The organism is Salipiger bermudensis HTCC2601 (assembly GCF_000153725.1).
GTDB lineage: Bacteria > Pseudomonadota > Alphaproteobacteria > Rhodobacterales > Rhodobacteraceae > Salipiger > Salipiger bermudensis.
This window is the reverse complement of record NZ_DS022276.1, coordinates 2,839,703-2,857,783: the sequence shown is the minus strand read 5'-3', so window position 1 is coordinate 2,857,783 and position 18,081 is coordinate 2,839,703. Positions and strand designations below refer to the sequence as shown.

The 18,081-nt window shown below is 65.3% G+C and carries 15 protein-coding genes, 1 tRNA gene and 4 pseudogenes; 7 read left to right on the top strand and 13 right to left on the bottom strand.

Translation table 11 applies throughout. The features are described 5' to 3' along the window. Positions 1 to 48 precede the first annotated feature (48 nt). Positions 49 to 933 carry a helix-turn-helix domain-containing protein gene (locus R2601_RS13465; RefSeq protein WP_007799254.1) on the top strand — a complete coding sequence of 295 codons (885 nt, stop codon included), beginning with the start codon at positions 49 to 51 and terminating at the stop codon, positions 931 to 933. A 1-nt stretch (position 934) separates the two neighbouring features. Here the strand turns inward: R2601_RS13465 and R2601_RS13460 are convergent, their stop codons facing one another. Then, positions 935 to 2,566, bottom strand: coding sequence for a flavin-containing monooxygenase (locus tag R2601_RS13460; protein ID WP_007799252.1), 1,632 nt, complete (start codon positions 2,564 to 2,566; stop codon positions 935 to 937). A 451-nt stretch (positions 2,567 to 3,017) separates the two neighbouring features. Here R2601_RS13460 and R2601_RS25975 point away from each other — a divergent pair. The 4 genes and pseudogenes from R2601_RS25975 to R2601_RS13440 form a co-directional block, all read left to right on the top strand. Continuing rightward, positions 3,018 to 3,625 (top strand): annotated as a pseudogene (locus R2601_RS25975) (IS5 family transposase); the annotation flags it as partial. Positions 3,626 to 3,709: 84 nt separating this feature from the next. Continuing rightward, positions 3,710 to 4,733, top strand: a pseudogene (locus R2601_RS13445) (IS110 family RNA-guided transposase). Between the two features lie 141 nt (positions 4,734 to 4,874). After that, positions 4,875 to 5,174, top strand: coding sequence for a transposase (locus R2601_RS27715; RefSeq protein ID WP_375360179.1), 300 nt, complete (start codon positions 4,875 to 4,877; stop codon positions 5,172 to 5,174). Between the two features lie 129 nt (positions 5,175 to 5,303). Further along, positions 5,304 to 6,491: pseudogene (locus R2601_RS13440) on the top strand (IS110 family RNA-guided transposase). Between the two features lie 376 nt (positions 6,492 to 6,867). Here R2601_RS13440 and R2601_RS13435 read toward each other — a convergent pair. The 7 genes and pseudogenes from R2601_RS13435 to R2601_RS13395 form a co-directional block, all read right to left on the bottom strand. Further along, on the bottom strand, positions 6,868 to 8,040 hold the full coding sequence (locus R2601_RS13435; RefSeq protein WP_040545370.1) for an IS5 family transposase: 1,173 nt from the start codon (positions 8,038 to 8,040) through the stop codon (positions 6,868 to 6,870). A 242-nt stretch (positions 8,041 to 8,282) separates the two neighbouring features. After that, a pseudogene (locus tag R2601_RS25960) lies at positions 8,283 to 9,453 on the bottom strand (IS5 family transposase). Positions 9,454 to 9,714: 261 nt separating this feature from the next. Beyond that, positions 9,715 to 9,789 (bottom strand) — tRNA-Gln (locus tag R2601_RS13415). Positions 9,790 to 9,883: 94 nt separating this feature from the next. Then, positions 9,884 to 10,861 carry a GGDEF domain-containing protein gene (locus R2601_RS13410; RefSeq protein ID WP_110740017.1) on the bottom strand — a complete coding sequence of 326 codons (978 nt, stop codon included), beginning with the start codon at positions 10,859 to 10,861 and terminating at the stop codon, positions 9,884 to 9,886. Beyond that, the gene (locus R2601_RS13405) at positions 10,858 to 11,472 is read right to left on the bottom strand and encodes a heme NO-binding domain-containing protein (RefSeq protein WP_007799240.1); all 615 of its coding nucleotides are present in this window, start codon (positions 11,470 to 11,472) and stop codon (positions 10,858 to 10,860) included. The genes R2601_RS13410 and R2601_RS13405 overlap by 4 nt, the downstream gene beginning before the upstream one ends. Positions 11,473 to 11,606: 134 nt before the next feature. Next, positions 11,607 to 12,305, bottom strand: coding sequence for an HAD family hydrolase (locus R2601_RS13400; RefSeq protein ID WP_007799235.1), 699 nt, complete (start codon positions 12,303 to 12,305; stop codon positions 11,607 to 11,609). Beyond that, the gene (locus R2601_RS13395) at positions 12,302 to 12,586 is read right to left on the bottom strand and encodes a DUF3572 domain-containing protein (protein WP_007799234.1); all 285 of its coding nucleotides are present in this window, start codon (positions 12,584 to 12,586) and stop codon (positions 12,302 to 12,304) included. Before R2601_RS13395 ends, R2601_RS13400 begins: the two co-directional genes overlap by 4 nt. 109 nt (positions 12,587 to 12,695) lie before the next feature. Between R2601_RS13395 and R2601_RS13390 the strand changes: the two genes are divergently transcribed. Beyond that, complete coding sequence (locus tag R2601_RS13390; RefSeq protein ID WP_007799233.1) at positions 12,696 to 14,108, top strand: diguanylate cyclase; 1,413 nt, start codon at positions 12,696 to 12,698, stop codon at positions 14,106 to 14,108. Positions 14,109 to 14,121: 13 nt separating this feature from the next. Here R2601_RS13390 and R2601_RS13385 read toward each other — a convergent pair whose 3' ends face one another. The 5 genes from R2601_RS13385 to R2601_RS13365 all read right to left on the bottom strand — a co-directional run bounded on the left by R2601_RS13385 (position 14,122) and on the right by R2601_RS13365 (position 17,395). Continuing rightward, positions 14,122 to 14,619, bottom strand: coding sequence for a periplasmic heavy metal sensor (locus R2601_RS13385; RefSeq protein ID WP_007799232.1), 498 nt, complete (start codon positions 14,617 to 14,619; stop codon positions 14,122 to 14,124). Positions 14,620 to 14,622: 3 nt separating this feature from the next. After that, complete coding sequence (locus tag R2601_RS13380; RefSeq protein WP_254656052.1) at positions 14,623 to 15,012, bottom strand: hypothetical protein; 390 nt, start codon at positions 15,010 to 15,012, stop codon at positions 14,623 to 14,625. Further along, positions 15,005 to 15,589 carry an RNA polymerase sigma factor gene (locus R2601_RS13375; RefSeq protein ID WP_007799229.1) on the bottom strand — a complete coding sequence of 195 codons (585 nt, stop codon included), beginning with the start codon at positions 15,587 to 15,589 and terminating at the stop codon, positions 15,005 to 15,007. Before R2601_RS13375 ends, R2601_RS13380 begins: the two co-directional genes overlap by 8 nt. 81 nt (positions 15,590 to 15,670) lie before the next feature. Continuing rightward, entirely contained in the window at positions 15,671 to 16,339 is a 669-nt protein-coding gene (locus R2601_RS25520; RefSeq protein WP_007799227.1) for an EF-hand domain-containing protein, read from the bottom strand. A gap of 153 nt (positions 16,340 to 16,492) precedes the next feature. Continuing rightward, positions 16,493 to 17,395, bottom strand: coding sequence for a LysR family transcriptional regulator (locus tag R2601_RS13365; RefSeq protein ID WP_007799225.1), 903 nt, complete (start codon positions 17,393 to 17,395; stop codon positions 16,493 to 16,495). A 149-nt stretch (positions 17,396 to 17,544) separates the two neighbouring features. On the opposite strand from R2601_RS13365, the gene R2601_RS13360 reads away from it, so the two are divergent. Then, a complete protein-coding gene (locus tag R2601_RS13360; protein WP_007799224.1) occupies positions 17,545 to 18,024 on the top strand; it encodes a fasciclin domain-containing protein in 480 nt (159 codons plus the stop codon). The last annotated feature ends 57 nt before the right edge of the window (positions 18,025 to 18,081 follow it).

The following is an 18,081-nucleotide window of genomic DNA, read 5'->3' as shown; positions in this document are numbered from 1 at the left end:
CCCCCGCCATGACACTGACGTTTCGCATGACTTTGGGAGGAGGATGCGATGACCGACCTGATCGATTTCGAGGCCCTGCCGACGCATGTGCCGGGCAAGGTGCTGCTGGCCAGCGACGGGCTGGGCTGGCGCGGCGTCGGCCTGCGCGCTTATCACTATGAGGGGCAGGACGTGATCGTCCCCGCGATGAAGGATTTCATGCTGGTGGGCTACCGCGACGGTGTCACGCCGATGCAGCGCCGTTTCGACGGGCGCTGGAGCCGGGAAACACTCGGTCCCGGCGCGGCGTCCCTGCTGACGCGGGCGCAACAGGCCTCCTGGTCGTGGGATGCGCCGATCGACGTCTGCCACGTCTATCTCTCGAGCGCGCTGGTCGCCGAAGTGGCGAGCGAGGTTCTGGATTGCTGCGTCACCGACGTGGCGCTGGCCGACGTGCTTCGGACTGACGACGAGGTGATGACCCACGCCATGAGCATGATCGCGGCGGAGGCGCGGGCCCAGGCCATCGGCGGTGCACTCTACGTCGACAGCGTGGCGCGGGGGCTGGTCGTGCACCTGCTGCGCCGCTACGCCGAAGCGCGGACCCCGGAGCGGTTCGAAGACGGGACGCTCAGCGCCGCACAGAAGGCCCGCGTTCTCGAGTTCATCGAGGCCCATCTTGGCGAAGCGCTGGATCTCAGGTGCATGGCCGAGGCGCTGGACCTGACACCTTGCCGCTTTGCCCGGCAGTTCCGGCGCAGCTTCGGCAAGCCGCCCTACGCCTTCGTCACCGCCCGCCGCCTCGAGAAGGCGCGCGAGAAGCTGGCCCGCAGCGCCGAGCCGATCAAGGCCATCGCCGCCGATTGCGGCTTTTCCGATCAGGCTCACCTGACACGGATGTTCTCGGCGGCCTTCGGAGAGACGCCCGCCGTTTTCCGACGGCGGGCGCAGTAGTTCACTCGGCGGCTTCGACCTCGTGGGCCTTGCTCATGGCGAAGCCCTCGTAGCCCTTGTCCGCCGCCTCCTGGCATTTTGCCCGGTAGGTGCCGACGCCGCCGGTGTAGCTCAGCACCCGGCGCGGCTTGCCCGGCACATTCGAGCCCGTGTACCAGCTGTTGGTCTTCGCGATCAGCGTCGCGTTGGCCGTCTCGTCGTGATGCTGCACCCAGGCCTCCTCGCCCTCGGCGGTGGGCTCGATCACCGTCGCCCCCTGCGCGCGCATCGCCTTGATGCAGTCGGTGATCCACTCGGTCTGCTGCTGCAGGCAGGTGGTCATGTTGCAAAGCGCGGCGGACGGCGCGAGCGGCGCGCCTGTCATGAAGAGGTTGGGGAAGCCGTATTTCTGCAGTCCGAGCGTGGTCCGGATCTCCTTGCCCCACTCGTCCTTCAGCTTGAGACCGTCTCGCCCGGTGATGTCGATCCGGCTCAGAGCCCCGGAGCCCGCATCGAAGCCGACCGCCATGATGATCACGTCAAGCGCGTGCACGGTGCCGTCCTCGAGCTTCACGCCCTCGGGAACGATTTCGGCGATGGGGTTCTCTTTCACCGACACGGCGGTGACGTTGTCCTGCAGGTAGACCTCGAGATAGTTGGTCTCCAGCGGCACGCGGTGGGTGCCGAACCCGTAGTCGCCCCGCTTTGGAACGAGGATGTCGATAAGCTTCGGATCCTTCAGCCGAGCCTCCATCTTCTCGCGGACGAACTGGCTGATCTCCTCCGAGACCGCTTCGTCGAAGAACATCTCGGCGAAGGACGCCAGCCACAGCTTCAGCGAGCCGTCAGCGTGGATCTCCTCGAGGATCGCGCGGCGCTGCTCGGGCGTGCAATCAGCCCATTTGTGCTCGAAATCGTATTCGAAGCCGGTGAAGGTGTGCGGCAGGTTGGTCGTCAGTTCGTCCCAGCGCGCCTTGTAGGCCGCGGCCTCGTCAGGCCCGTATTTCGGGTTCTTCATCGGCAGCACGTATTGCGGGGTGCGCACGAAGACCGTCATCGAGCCGACGATGGGCGCGATGGTCTGGATCACCTGGATCCCCGTGGCGCCGATGCCGATGACGCCAACACGCTTGCCTTCCAGATCAAGCCCGCCCTTCGGATATCGCCCGGTGTGAACGATCTCGCCCCGGAAGCTGTTCTGCCCCTTGAAGCGGTCGGTGAGCGGTGCCGAGAGCATCCCGGTGCAGCCGATCAGGAACTGGGTGTCGTAGGTCTCGCCGGTGTCGGTCGCGACATTCCAGCGGCCGGTGTCCTCGTTGAAATCCGCCTTCGTCACCCTCGCGGAGAAGGTGAAATCCTTGCGCAGGTCAAGCCGGTCGGCAACGTAGTGCATCCAGCGCTCGATCTCGGGCTGCGCCGGGAAGCGTTCGGACCAGGTCCAGTCCTTGTAGAGCTTTTCGTCGAACAGGTACTGGTAGATATAGCTCTCGCTGTCGAACTTGGCCCCGGGATAGCGGTTCCAGTACCACGTGCCGCCGAGGTCCGATCCCGCCTCGACCCCGTGCACGTCCATCCCCATCTCTCGAAGCTGGTGAAGCTGGTACAGCCCCGCCACGCCTGCGCCGATCACGAGGGCGTCAATCTTGCGCGTCATGTCTCTCTCCCTTCAGGTTTCCTAGCAGCAGGGGCGGTCTCCTATGCCGCCGAACCGGTGCTGGAGAACAAAGGTAATGACGGGCATGCGCCGGGGTATTGAACGTTCCTGAGCGACGCTTTGAACAAAATGGACATGACGGCTGAGCTGCGTCCCGCCAGCGGTTTCGACCTTTCAGGCCTGTTGCCTCGGGAGGCGCTGCACGCCCCCCCACGACCGCAGCGCACTGCGTGGCGCACGTTGTCGGCTTCCGCGCCGAATCCACTCCCCCCTTCGACCGACTGGATGACGCGACCGCCGGAGGTTGGCCTCCAGGGACCGGGGGATGGCGATGGACGTCTCTCCCACTCGAGCCCCCGAAACCCGTACGCCATCCGCACATTCCTTAGGCTCAGGCCCCATTGATTTTCCCTGAGCAGCGTGATTCAGCGTTCGGAAAACGAGCGGTGACATGTCTGATCTCTTCTGGCTGAACGACGCGCAGATGGCGCGTCTTGAACCCTATTTCCCGAAGTCCCACGGCAAGCCTCGCGTCGATGATAGACGTGTGCTGAGCGGGATTATCTTCATAAACCGTAATGGCTTACGCTGGCGGGATGCGCCGAAAGAGTATGGCCCTCATAAGACGCTCTACAATCGTTGGAAGCGATGGAGCGACAAAGGCATCTTTGCTCACATGATGGCCGGGTTGGCTGCCGAGCACGGCGAGAAGAAAACGGTGATGATTGATGCGACGTACCTGAAGGCACATCGCACCGCGTCCAGCCTGGGCGCGAAAAAGGGGGGCGTGGCCGCCTGATCGGTCGCACCAAGGGCGGCATGAACACCAAGCTGCATGCCATCTGCGACAGCAACGGCCGCCCGATCAGTTTCTTCGTCTCCGCTGGCCAAGTCAGTGATTACATCGGGGCGCGAGCGTTGCTCAGCAGCCTGCCCGATGTCGACTGGCTGCTCGGGGATCGCGGCTACGACGCCGATTGGTTCCGAGAAGCGTTGCAAGACAAAGGGATACGCGCCTGCATCCCGGGTCGGAAACAACGCAAGACAACCGTGAAATACCCCTCTTGATGGTGTGGACGCCCCCTCACGGCATCGCTGTGCCAAGGTAGCGGTGTCGAAATTCGCTACGAGGAGGAAGCGTCCATGGAGAAGGTTAGCATTGTAGGGCTGGATATTGCCAAGAGTTCGTTTCACGCGCATGGCGCGGCGGCAAATGGATCTAAGGTCTTTAGCAAGGCGTTGCCGCGAGGGCGGGTGCTAGAGTTTTCGGTCAGATTGAGCCTTGCACCATCGCTTTGGAGCTTGCGCGGGTGCGCATCACTGGAGCCGGGAGCTTTCCAGACTTGGCCACGATGTCAGGCTCATCGCCCCGCAATACGTCAAACCCTATGTGAAGCGGCAAAAGAACGATGCGAATGATGCCGAAGCCATCGCTGAAGCAGCGTCCCGACCGACCATGCGCTTTGTGACGACCAAGACAACCGAGCAACAAGGTCAGTCGATGGTACTCAAGACCCGCGATCTTTTGACAGGGCAACGTACCCAGGCGATCAACGCATTGCGAGGGCATCTGGCTGAACATGGGATTGTCGCGCCGAAAGGCCCTCAGCATCTGCCTCGGTTGGAAAAGGCTGTGGCTGAGAATGGAGAACGATTGCCGCCCGAAGTCACCGGCCTTTGCCAAATATTCTTCGATCTCATCGCCGGGCTAAGCGCGCGCATTGACGCGCTGACCCGGCAACTTCGACAGATTGCCCGACAGGACGATGTGGCGCGCAGGTTGATGACCATGCCGGGGATCGGCCCGGTGACGGCGGTATCGATTGCCGTGCTGGCGGCACCGCCAGAGATGTTCAGCAAGGGGCGCGACTTCGCAGCCTGGATCGGGCTGGCACCACGCCAGCATTCTACGGGCGGTAAAACAAGGCTGGGCAAGATATCAAAAATGGGTCAGCGCGACCTGCGGCGTTTGCTGATCATCGGTGCAATGTCCGCGATCCAAGCCGCGCAAAAACGCGGCGGCGCGCCAGATGGGTCGTGGCTGGCCCGTATGTTGGCTCGCAAACCTAAAATGCTGGTTGCAGTTGCGCTGGCAAACAAGATGGCGCGGATGGCCTGGGCGATCATGGCTCATGGCGGCGTCTACGAGACCCCTGCCAACGCCTGAGCGCGAAGGCAGGCTGGGGTGCGGTGGTTCTGAATGGAGGTCATGGCAAAGCGTCGACGAGATCAGGAATGGGAAAACCAGTAATGTCCCGAGTAGCTTGTACTACGGCCTCTCGTTTTGGACCTGTTCCTCGAACTCACCATGAGGGCCCGCGGCATTGAAGGTCGCAACCAGAGGCCGGATACACGAAGGAACTCGACCGCAATGCTGTTGCCAAAGTCAAAAAATCGCTTGCAGCCCCGGGGGCGTCCATACACGGGACATTGTTGCGCAATGCCCTGCCGGGCAAGGGACAAACGCCGCTACAAACGCCGGAACCGTATCGAGATCATGTTCGGCAGGCTCAAGGACTGGCGCCGTGTCGCGACCAGATATGACAGATGCCCAAAGGCCTTCTTCTCAGCCATCGCTCTCGCCGCAACTGTCATCTATTGGCTATGAGTCCTGAGCCTAGACCCCATGATCGCGGAGTGAGCCTGACTGGGCTGATGGCCTCTCCCGCGGCATTCTCCTTTCGAGGGTTGCGTCCGGTTGGCGGGCGCCGAGCCTCAGGAATGGGGGAGAGACCACATGCAGGGTAGCACGTTCATCGGAGTGGATGTCCATAAGGCGACGATTTCAGTCGCCGTTGCGATGGGAGAGCGCGGCGGAGAGGTCCGGCATTGGAGGACGGTGCCGCACCGCCCTGATCATGTCCGTAAGCTGGTGGACAAGCTGGCTGCGAGCGGAGGCCGGTGGTGTTCTGCTATGAGGCCGGGCCTTGCGGCTACGGCCTGCACCGGCAACTCGTCGAGATGGGGCATGACTGCATCGTGGTCGCACCATCGCTCATTCCGGTGAAGGCGGGCGATCGTGTGAAGACCGACCGCCGCGATGCAATGATGCTGGCCAAGCTGCATCGAGCAGACGAATTGACAGCTGTATGGATTCCGGACGCGGCACATGAGGCGATGCGCGATCTCGTTCGGGCACGGGCACGGGCGACCGCGATGCGGGTTCCGTGAAAGGCGCGCCAGCATTTGCAGGGGCTACTGCTGAGGCATGGTCGCATCTATCCCGGCGGTTCGGACCGGTCCGCGTCAGCGGCAACTCCTCCGGGGGAGGAGTTGAGGTCCGGACGGCTGGACAGTCGCCTACCGTCGCTGGCTAACCACGGTGCGCTTTGAGCACCCTGCCCAGCAGATCGTGTTCCAGGAGTATGTCGATGCTGTCTCCGACGCCGAGTCCCGTGTCGAGAGGCGCACGAAACAGATTTCCGACCTGCTCCCGAGTTGGTCGCTGGCCCCGGTGGTCGAGGCGGTGCAAGCGATGAGGGGCGTGGCCTTCAACGTCGCAGTTACCGTGGTGGCCGAGGTCGGCGATTTCCAGCGGTTCGACAATCCGCGTCAGCTGATGGCCTATCTCGAGCTCACGCCTTCGGAATATTCCAGCGGTGCCACCGTGCGCCGCGGAGGTATCACGAAAGCCGGCAGCGGCCTCGCCCGGCGGGCGCTGATCGAGGGAGCATGGAGTTACCGCATGCAGGCGCGTGTCAGCCGCAAACTCCACGACAGGTTCGAGGGCCTACCCAAAGCCGTGCGTGACATTGCGTGGAAAGGACAGTTGCGGATGTGCCAACGCTACCGACATCTGGTTGCGGCTGGAAAAGCGAAGGTTGTCGTCACCACGGCCATCGCGCGCGAGATGGTTGGTTTCATCTGGGCCATCGCCAGAGCTGTCACCTCACCACATGAAGTCGGAGCGCCCGCTCATAGCTGAGAAAGGCGTCCTGATCATGCCGATGCGCAAGGTTGGGGGCGGAACGCGGTGGGGAATCCTCGTGCCCTGTTATGAGCCGACACGGTCGACGCTCGTCCCTTAGAACGAGGCAGCCCCAAGACGAAACCACGGTCATGCGGTAGCCAACCCGCGTATGAGAGCTTGCTCAACCGTCGTCTCAGTTCCGTCTCCTACCTTGCACCTCTACACTACATTGCGCCCGGCCTCGCCGGATTATTTGACGTGAACCAAAGGGTTGACAGCGATCATGAGAAAAGGCCGCTGGAAAACCTTTCAGGTTGGAACGGTTTCCTTCTACGTGGCCCCTGCGTGGGGCCGGATCATGGGCTGGCAGTTCTTTCGCAGCCTTTCGCCTTCAGGCCGCCAGCAGTTTCGGCAGTCTCGCGAGGTTGCACGCCGCCATCGCCAGCGTGAAGGGGGCGCGCACGCGCTCGATGCCTCGATACATGGTCTGCGCCATGTCGCCGACGGCCTTGGCCCAGTGGAAAGGCTCCTCGATCTTCCTCCTGCGCCGCTGGGATTTGGCGTAGCCCGGGTGCCTGGTCGTCCGGCCATCAATGGCGGAATACCGGGATGTCTGCGCGACATGAGGTGTGACCACCATCTGGCGCAACTCGGCGACGAAGTCGGCGCTGTCATAGCCGCGATCCGCTGCCAAGGTCAGCCGCCTCGTCGATCCAGGCGAATGGCGATGGAGCATGTCGATGGCGGCACGGCGTTCGGCATGGCCATCCGCCTGCGCTAGCTCGGTTTGGGCGATCAGGCCGGAACGGTTCTCCATGAGGCTACGGCCCATGAAGCATAGCATGGCTCCGGCGCCGGGTGACTTCTTGAACAACCGGGCCTCGGCATCGGTCATCGACGCGTGGGGCGCGTTCGAGCGTCCATCGCCACGGAAGTCGACTTCGGCGTTGCGGCGGCTGCGTGTGGGGCGGGTCATCGGGTCGGGCTCGGCGGTGGATTGGTCAGGGGAGGATGTGGGCGGCGCATTGAAAGCTGGCGGATGCCCGGGCCCCTCGTCCCCGTCGGACGCAGCCCTTTCCTTCCTCTGGAAGCTCTTCATAGACGCCCAGGCCTTCACCAAGGTGCCGTCGACGGAGATATGATCGTCCGAGAGCAGCGGCGCCACCTCACGATGCGCCAGGATGGCGGCAATAATCTTGCGGGACATGCCCTTGGTCAGCAGCCGATCACGGTTCTTCGTGAAGACGGTTGGAACCCAGACCCCATCGTCGATGCCCAGTCCCACGAACCAACGGAACAGCAGGTTGTCGTCCATCTGTTCCATAAGTTGCCGCTCGGAGCGGATCGAGTAGAGGATCTGCAACAGGCTGGCTCGGATCAAACGTTCCGGCGCGATGGAGGGACGCCCCTCTCCAGCGTAGAGCCGATCAAACTCGGCATCCAGAGAGCGGAGCGCGTCATTCACAACAGTCCTGATCTTACGAAGGGGATGTCGCGCAGGGATGCGATCCTCGAGATCGACGTAGCTGAACAGCGATCCCGTCACCTCGTCCGATCCGCGCACCGCCACCTCCGAACATACCGTGATGGCGATGAATCATGTTCCGCTATGGGCGTCGAGGCCGGAGTTTTCAGCAGCCTGTTAGGGTAGCTATCCTTCTTGGTATGCTTTCGTATTTATCCATTACTTATACCTATTACCTAGCAGGCCGCTGAAAAGGTCTGCCTTGAGGAAGGGTTTCCCTTGAGCAGGAGCTCGATGCGGCCTGGTTTGCGAACCGGCAGTCCGAGTAGCCGCTTGCCGGCTCAGTTGGCGAGCAGTTTCGGCAGCCTCGCGAGGTTGCAGGCCGCCATCGCCAAGGTGAAGCGGGCCCGTACGCGCTCGATGCCGCGGTACAGGGGCTGCGCCATGCCACCGACGGTTTTGGTCCAGCCGAAAGGTTCCTCGATCTTCTTCCGGCGCCGCTGTGACTTGGCGTAGCCGGGGTGCCGGGTGGTTCTGCCGTCGATGGCGGAGTGTCGAGACTTCTGGGCGACATGCGGCGTGACCACCATTTGGCGCAGCTCGGCGACGAAGTCGGCGCTGTCGTAACCGCGGTCCGCTGCCAGGGTCAGGCGCCGGGTCGATCCCGGCGAGTGGCGGTGAAGCATGTCGATGGCAGCACGCCGCTCGGCGTGGCCGTCCGCCCGCGTCAGGTCGGCCTGTACGATCAGGCCGGAGCGGTTCTCCATCATGCTGTGCCCCATGAAGCACAGCATGGCGCCGGCGCCGGGGGGGCTTGAACAGCCGGGCCTCCGGATCGGTCATCGAAGCATGGGTCGCGTTCGACCGTCGTTCGCCACGGAAGTCGACTTCGGCGTTACGGTTGCGGCGTGTGGGGCGGGTCATCGGGTCGGGCTCGACGGTGGACTGGTCAGAGGAAGATGTGGGCGGCGCGCTGCCATCTGGCGGATCGCCGGAACCCTCGTCCCCGCCCAACGTCGCTCTTTCCTTCGGCTGGAAACTCTTCATCGACGCCCAGGCCTTCACAAGGGTGCCGTCGACCGAGAAATGGTCGTCCGACAGCAGCGGTGCCACCTCGCGATGCGCCAGAATGGCGGCCATGTTCTTGCGCGACATGTCCGTGGTCAGCAGCCGGTCGCGGTTCTTCGTGAACACGGTCGGGACCCAGACAACGTCATCGATCCCAAGGCCCACGAACCAGCGGAACAGCAAGTTGTAGTCCATCTGCTCCATGAGCTGCCGCTCGGACCGGATCGAGTAGAGGATTTGCAGCAGGCTGGCCCGGATCAATCGTTCCGGCGCGATCGAGGGGCGGCCCTCACCCGCGTAAAGCCGGTCGAACTCTGCATCCAGGGAGCGCAGTGCGTCGTTGACGACGGCCCTGATCTTGCGAAGCGGGTGTCGCACTGGAATGCGCTCCTCGAGATCAACGTAGCTGAACAGCGAGCCCGTCACCTGATCTGATCCACGCATCCCACACTCCGTCGCCATCGTAGTGGTTACGGTGAATCATGTTCCACGTCAGGCGTCGAGGCGAGAGTTTTTCAGCAGCCTGCTAGGTATCTCCCCTCCCTGATCTCCCCTCGAGAGGGGCTTCCAACGGAGCCTCCCCTCACCACTCAGCAGACGCACGAAAGCACGCCAGAAGAGCCCACAGGAACGGGGGCAGAAAGAGGGGCACTTCCCACGCTCGGGGAGCGGAGGTGCGCCTTGTAACGATGTCTTAGGAAGTACTGGCTGGGGTGGCAGGATTCGAACCTGCGGTACGCGGTACCAAAAACCGTTGCCTTACCACTTGGCTACACCCCAACCGTGGCGGCGGTATTACTGTAGGTGTTCGGGGGGCGCAAGACCTCAGAATGCAAAAAGTTCATCTCTTTTTCGCCTTACGTCGGGACAGCCCTCAGGCGGCCTCGGCGCGGTGAAAGGCGTGACGGCTGCGGCCCTCGCGTTTGGCCGCGTAAAGCGCTGAATCCGCCTGCGCCAAGAGCCCGGCGACTCCCGCAGGCGACGGATTGTCCGGATCGTGCAAAGAGATTCCGATGCTCGCCGAGACCTGGCAGGCGCCATCCTCGATCGGAACCGGCTCTTCGATTCGTGCAATCAGCTGGCGCGCCAGATCCGACAGCCGCTCGTGATCGGTCAGGCCCAGCGGCAGGATGACGAACTCGTCCCCGCCGATCCGCGCCACCAGATCATTCTTGCGCGTGAGATCCAGCATCGTCCGCGCGACCGCCTGCAGGACCCGGTCGCCAGCGGCATGGCCGCGGCTGTCGTTGACCTGTTTGAAGTGATCGAGGTCGAGATGCAGCACGGCGAACCGCTCACCGCCGCGGATCAGCCGCTGCAGGAGCTGATCCATCGCCCGCCGGTTGCCGAGACCGGTCAGAGGATCGGTGAAGGCCCGCTGCTCGGCGGCCTGCATGGCCCCCTGAAGCCGCCGGTTGAGCGTGCGCGACGATTCCATCGCCGCGCTCTTGGCCTCGACCAGGTAGAGCATGTCGATGGCAAGATCGGTGGCCGCGAAATCACTGCTCGTGAGCGCATGCCGGCGCACCGCCTCGACCACGCCGATTCCGAAGGAGAGATTGAGCACCGCGCCGCCGCGTCCGTCGGGCATCGCCAGCCCCTTCATGGCAAGCCCCGCCCGACCGCGAAGGCGAAGCTGCAACTTACGCCCCGCAAGCGACAGCAGCACGGGCAACGTGGCCACCGCGCGCGGACGGTAAATCTCGACCAACTGGGTGAAGGCCGCCCCCTCGCCCGCCCCTGGGCCGAGCACCTTGGCCAGCGTCGGGCCAAGCGACACGACCTGTCCATCGGCCCCGATCGCCATGTGAAGCGGCATCAGGGTCGCCATCGTCTCGGGCGGGAGGCTCACTGTCCCTCAACCGGCGAAGGCGGCGCGCCACCGAGGTCGAAACTCCGCCCGGCCGCGAAATCGGTCTGCACCACGGTGATCTCGATCCGCTCGCGACCTGCGCTCGCGCCCGAATGTCCAAGGATCACCAGCGCGCCGTAATCGTCGGCCATCGCCCGCAGCACGCCCACCAGCACGTGGCCGAGGCCGCGCGGATGGGTACTGCCCGCCCGGCAGATCAGATCGAACCCGCCACCCTCCCGGTCACAGAGTTCGAGCTCGGGAAGATCGAGATCCGCCACGGCGAGCCGCGCCCGGCCCGGCAGATCCTCGAGCGAATGCAGGAAATCGATGAAGTCGAGCCCGCCATAGCGCATCAGCCGGCGCAAACCCTCGTTGTTGTGGTGGCTGATGAGATAGGTGCCGATATCCTCGAGGATCGCCTCACCGGGCTTGTCGAGGCGCTGCACTGCGGCGGCCAGCACCCGCTCGACCGTGGCCGGCTCGTAATCGAGCATCGCCTCGAAATCGGGGCTGTCGAGATCGGCGCGACGGGCGATCTCGGCCCAAGTGCCCAGCCCGTAGGTATCCTGCAGGAAACACTGAAGTGTCCGCGCCAGAAGCCCGTGCATCCGCTTTATCCGCTCTCTTCGCTTGCCTGTCGTTTCAGGCAGTGTCGGAGGGGGATATTAATATTGGCACAACAATTCGAATTTGCCGGAGATTCCTGGCACAGCCCCTGCAAAGCTCCGGCCCGGGGCGCGGCTCAGATCGCCGTCAACCAACCCGGCAGATGGCCGACATCCGGCAGCACGGCATCGGCAAGCGGTGCGAGACTGTCGGCGGCGATCGGACCGGTCAGCACGGCCACGGTCTGCATCCCGGCAGCCCGCCCCGCCGTGAGGTCGTGCGGGCTGTCTCCGACCATGACGATGCGGCCCGGCGCGAGCCCCAGCCGGTCCGCAAACGCGAGCAGAGGCGCAGGGTCCGGCTTGGCGCCAAAGCCGCTGTCGAAGCCGGCGATGAAATCGAACACGCCGCGGATCCCCGCATGACCAAGATGCGCATGCGCGACGCTCTCGGCGTCATTGGTCATAACGCCCAGCGCCAGCCCGAGCGCCTCGAGCTGCGCCATCAGAGGCACCAATGGCGCGGCCTCTACCAAAGGCGCCTCGGCGCCGCTGATTTCGAGATAGGCCTCGACCTCCGATGCACTGCGCCCTGGCAGCACCGACGCGAGACAGGCCGCGGCCTCGCGGTTGGTTCCGGCCACCACGGGGCTGTCGGCCCGGAAGCTCTGGGTCTCGAGATCGAAGCGCGCGGCCTCGGCGAGCGCCAAGAGCGTCGCCTCGCAGCCCTCGGACAGGTGCTGCAGCGCCTCACGGCCCCAGGCATTCCACGTGGCTCCGAACTCGAACAGCGTGCCATCCTTGTCGAACAGCACCGCATCCGCGCGCAGCCTCATGTCCAGTTCACCTCGCCACCGCCCGGCAGCATGGCCCGGGCCATGCGCGGGGTCTCGTAGGACAGCGCCTGCGCGTCGCAGAAGCCGGAGATCCAAGCGTCGTCCATCAGGATGAAATCGAGAACCGCGCCTTGGAAGACCGGATCCTCCAGCGCCTCGCGGAAGTCCTCTTGCGAGGCCCCGGTCGCGCCGAGAAAAACCGGCAGAAGCTCGTCATTGGTGGCCAGCCAGGCCACGGCCTGAAGCCCGATCAGTTCAGCGCTGTCGCGGGAAAGTGCCATGGGGACGCCTAAAATCCGAAAGAGATTATTAACCATTGTACGGGAAGACTTCCCGCCACAGGACGCGGGCGCCCCGGTGCCTGCGTAGCGCATGGTGGAAAAGGCTGCAATGACGGGAAAGGTGCTTATCGCCGATGGTCTCGCGACCCATCGCATCTCGCTGGCGGCGGCGCTGGACCGGGCGTTCTATGACGTGATCGTCACCGGCAGCGGCGCCGAAGCCCTTCGCGCGATGCGTCGCGAGCGGCCCGACCTCGTGATCGCGTCGACGGCCCTGCCCGATCTGGATCCGACGCGGTTCTGCGCCCGGGCGCAGGCGCTCGCAGGTGGCGGGGACATGCCGCTCATCCTGCTTGGTGGCGCGCTCACGCGCCCCGAGCGTCTCGCCCTGCTCGCCGCCGGTGCCGATGACGTGCTGAGCGCGCCGGTCGATCGGAGCCTGCTTCTGGCAGGTCTGCGCAACCGACTGCGGGCGCGCGCCGCCGATGCCGAACTGACCCTGCGCGACGACACCCGGCTGGCGCTGGGACTGGCCGAGGCCGCCGGCACCGCGATCCAGTCTCCCGCGCGCGTGGCCCTGATCGAGATGTCGGCGGAGCACAACATCCCCCCGATGCTCGAACGCTTGCGGAGCCTTGTCCCGGACCGGATCGAGCTGCTTGCCGCCTCCGAGGCGCTACGCGCCACCGCCTCGCCGCCCGAGGCCTTCATCATCGTCGAGACCGGCAACCAGCTGCACGGCGGGCTGGCGCTGCTGACGCAGCTGCGCGCCAGTCCCAGCGCCCGCAACGCCGCCCTGCTATATGTCGGCCGCGCCTCCCGGCCAAGGCAAGCCGCGGCAGCGCTCGATCTCGGCGCCGACGACGTGCTCATGGGCGCGCTCGATCCCGACGAGCTGGCGTTGCGCCTGCCGCGTCAGATTGCACGAAAACGCAACCGCGACCGGCAACGGGCCAACCTCCGTGACGGGGCGCAGGCGGCCCTGATCGACCCTCTGACCGGGCTCTACAACCGCCGCTACGCGCTGCCGCACGTCGCACGCCTGCTGGAGCGGGCAACCGAGCGAAGCCGTGGCTTCGCGCTTCTGCTGGCCGATCTCGACCACTTCAAGCAGGTGAACGATCGCTTCGGCCACGCGGCCGGCGACGTCGTTCTGCGCGAGGTGGCGCGCCGCCTGAACAGCATCCTGCGACCGTCCGATCTGGTGGCCCGCATCGGCGGAGAGGAGTTCCTCGTCACCCTGCCGGATGCGACCGCCGAAACCGCCCATGCCGTAGCGCAGCGGCTGCGCGCGTCGGTGGCGGCCCGCCGTTTCGCCCTACCCGGCACGCCCACGCGGCTGCCGGTCACCCTGAGCATCGGTCTTGCCCTGTCCGGGAGCGGTGCGGCGCCCGGGGCCGACGCGCTGCTGGAGCGGGCCGACCGGGCGCTCTATGCCGCCAAGGATGCGGGACGCGACAGGGTCATGGCGTGGGCCGACCCGCACGACACCACGTGCCGGGCGGTCGGGGCCGCGCGCTGACCTTGCCCGCCTCTCAGGGCTTGTTCTTGCGGATACGCTTGCCGATCTCGCTGATCTTGTCTTCGAGCCGCTGGGCGTAGACCGCGCGCTGCTCCGGCGAGAGCCCCGCGACATACTCGACCAGCATCCGCTGCCCCTCTTCCTGCCGCCGCTCGGCACGGGCCCCCTGCCGGTCAAGCGTTGCGGCAAAGGCCGCCGGATCGAAGGGCTCGGTCCGCAATGTCTCGATCGCGGTCCGGTACTCGGCGAGGAAATCGCCCCGGGTGTCGCGCTGCCGCTCGATCCGGCCGCGCAGGCTGCGACCAAGCTCGCGGCGCTGATCCTCGTCGAGCGCATGGGTGTAAGGGAACACGAAATCGCGCCCGCGCGGCGGCCCGCCACGCTCCATGTCGGGGCGGTTGAAATAGAGCCCCGCAACCACACCAACAACAGCCAGGTTGGCGGCCAGCGAGGCAAAGAGCAGGATGCGCATCCCGGCGGTCATCTTCGGGGTCTTGGCGTCTTCGGTCATGGCTCAGAGTCCCAGCATCGCGACATCGAACCCGCTTGCCGGTTCGAAGGTGGTGTAACTGTCAGAGGCGGCGGCGGTGGCTGTCGCGGCGGTCCACTCGGTCAGCCCCGTCGGCGAGACCGCCCCGAACCAGACCCCGGCGGCGCAGGCCGCCGCCAGTCCGGCCACTGCCGGCCATCCGCCCAGCGCGGACATCAGATCGCGCAGCCGAACGCCGCGGCGCGCGCGCTCGGGGCTGACGGCAACCGCAGGCGCCTGCGGCGTGGGCTGCTCCTCGAGCGCCAACGCCTCCATGCGCGCCAGCCAGTCGCCCGACGGCGCCGGCGCCTCGGCGCGACCCGCGTCGAACCAGGGGCCCAGCCCCGCTTCCTCTGCCTTGCGCTTGTCACTCATCGTCATATCCCAGCTCTGCGCGTCGGGCCCCGAGCAGGCCCTCCAACGCCTTGCGGCCCCGCGCGGTCAGACTTTCGACCGCGCGCACGCCTATGTCCATGATCTCGGCAATCTCGGGGTTCGAAAGCCCCTCGAGATGGCGCAGGATCACCGCCTGTCTCTGCCGCTCAGGCAGCGTGTCGAGCGCCGCCTGAAGCGCCGCGCCGCGCGCCGTCTCCTGCAGTTCCTGCTCGGCCGAGCGCGCCGGATCGGGAGGTTCGGCCACCGCGTCGAGATCGACATGGCCGCCGCGCGCCTTGCGGATCCGGTCGATGCACAGGTTCGACACCACACGGTAAAGCCAGGTCGATACCTTTGCCTCGCCCGCGCGCCAGCCCGGCGCCGCGCGCCAAAGGCGCAGCAGCGCCTCCTGCGCCACGTCCTCGGCCTCGGCCCGGTCCTTCAGCATGCGCATCGCCACGCCGAAGGCCTTGGGCCCCAGACGCAGCGCAAGCGCCCGCGCCGCGGCAGGCTCGCCGGCCGCATAGGCCGCGAGCAGGTCCTCGTCACTGGTGTCGCTCATCGCGTCATATGGCATCCGGTCCATCCAATTGCGCTAGCCCGACCCGGGCCGCAACGCAACGGGCGCGGCGGCGGCACGGGGCCGCCGCCTGCCGTGTCAGTCCTGCGCCTCGGGCGCGGCTTCTGGCATCTGTGCCCCCGGACGCATCGGCGCCTGGCCGTCCGGGCCACCGCGTCCGCCGCCCTGATGCATCTGGTGCTGGTGCTTGCCGCCATAGCCGCCGGCGCGCATCTGATGCTTGCCGTCGCGACCGCCGCGATCGCGCATCTCCGAACGACGCTCCTGCATCTTCTGCAGCATCCGCTGCTGCGCCTCGGCCAGCTCCTCGAGGCTCACCTCGCCATTGCCGTCTGCATCGAGACGATCGAACATCTGCTGCGGTCCGCGCCGGGAGCCCGCCTCGATCTCTTCAAGGCTCAGCATGCCGTCGCCGTCGGTGTCGAGGCGCTCGACCATGCGCTGCTGCCGCCGCTCTTCGCGGGCACGCTCCTGCGCCGCGCGGAAGGCCGCCAGCTCGTCGCCATCAAGCATGCCGTCGCCATTGGCATCGGCCTCGGCGAAGGCCGCGGCGGGGCCAACTGCGGACAGTTCCTCGGCGGTCACGACACCATCACCATCGGCGTCGAGGCTGCGGAACATCTCGAGCATCATCGGTGCCCGAGCCTCGCGCGCGCCCCCCTGCTGACCGGGCTGGCCCTGGAAGGCCATCGCCAGGCTTGCGGACCCCATCACCGCAAGCGCGGCACCGGTAAGAAGTTTGCTCATGCGTGTCATTTTCTGCGATCTCCTGTTATCGCGGGTCGCCGGCGCCCCATCGGCCGCCGATCTGTTCCTTTCACGCGCTGGCGCAGAGATCCCGTCGCAGATTTTTCACGGCCAATGATTTTCGCGCCCCCAGAGCGATGCCCTCGGTGCGCTTCAGCCGATGCGGCCCGCCGGCCCGGCGAAGGCTTCGGCGAGGAAGTCGATGAAGCTACGGGTCCGCGAAGGCACATAGCGACGCGCCGGGTAGACAAGAAATATGTCGGCATTGTCGACGCTGTAATCCGGCAGCAGCTCCATCAGCCGGCCCTCTGCGAGATCCTCCTGCACATCCCAGATTGATTTTAGCACCACTCCCTCGCCATGCAGCGCCCAGCTCTGCGTGACCTCGCCGCTGTTGCTTGCCAGAGTCGCCGGCACGCTCACCGAGCGCATCACGCCATCGATCTCGAACATCCACTGATCGAGCAATTGGCCGTCGCGTATCAGCACGATGCCGCGATGCTCTGCGAGATCGTCGGGCACCTGCGGTGCGGCACGGTTCTCGAGGTAAAGTGGAGCGGCGCAGACCACGCGCCGCGCCTTGAGCAGGCGGCGCGTGATGAATTCGCCCTTGGTCGGGCGACCGACCCGCAGTGCGCAATCGTATTCGCGCCATAGCAAGTCATCGCTTTCGTCGGAGAGCGTGAGTTGCACCGAGATCTGGGGGTATTTCCTTCGAAAGGCGGTGACCAGTGGCGCGATCTGGCGGCGGCCGAAGGACAGTGGCGCCGCCACCCGCAGCGCTCCGTTCGGACCAAGGCGGCCGGTGCGGATCTCGTCCTCTGCGTCTTCGAGCTCGCTCACCAATGGCGCGCAGCGCTCAAGAAAGCGCTCGCCGTCGAGGGTCAGTCGGCACTGCCGGGTGGTCCGGGTGAAGAGCCGCACCTCAAGCCGAGCCTCAAGCGCGGCAATGGCACGGGTCACCGAGGCTGGCGATATCTGCAGCTTCCGTCCGGCGCCAGCAAAGCTGCCCTCCTCGGCAGTGGCAATGAAGATCTTCAGTTCGGTGCTGTCCATAGCGGCTCCCTCCGGGTTCCATCAAAATCGCGCTTTAAGCTGCAACGGAGCATTTCATAATCCGGCGTAGTCGAAATTCTGTGGCGACTATGTCTTTTGGCAAGCCCCGGGGATGGTCCCTGACGGGCGCAATCGAAAGGAAAATCACGATGAAGATGTTCTTCGCCACCGCCGCCACTGCAGCCGTTCTTGCCAGCCCGGTTCTTGCCGATCACCACATGGAAACCATCCCTGCCGTCGCGGAAGAGGCCGGCGACTTCACCACGCTGCTGGCCGCCGTCGAGGCCGCTGGCCTTGCCGAGACCCTCTCGGGAGAAGGCCCCTTCACCGTGCTCGCACCGACCGATGCAGCCTTCGAGGCGCTGCCCGAGGGCACCCTCGACGAACTGCTGATGCCCGAGAACAAAGACCAGCTGGTCGACATCCTGACCTACCACGTGATTGAGGGTGCGGTGATGTCGGGAGATCTCGACGATGGCATGACTGCCACCACGATCGAAGGCGGCGAAGTCACATTCGATCTTTCGAGCGAACCGATGGTCAACGACGCCACCATCGTGATGCCGGATGTGGAAGCCTCTAACGGCGTGATCCACGCCATCGACACCGTGCTGATGCCTGAGGGCTGATCGTCCCTCTGGCATCTCAAAAACCATACGAAGCGCCCGGTCGAGCCCCTCGGCCGG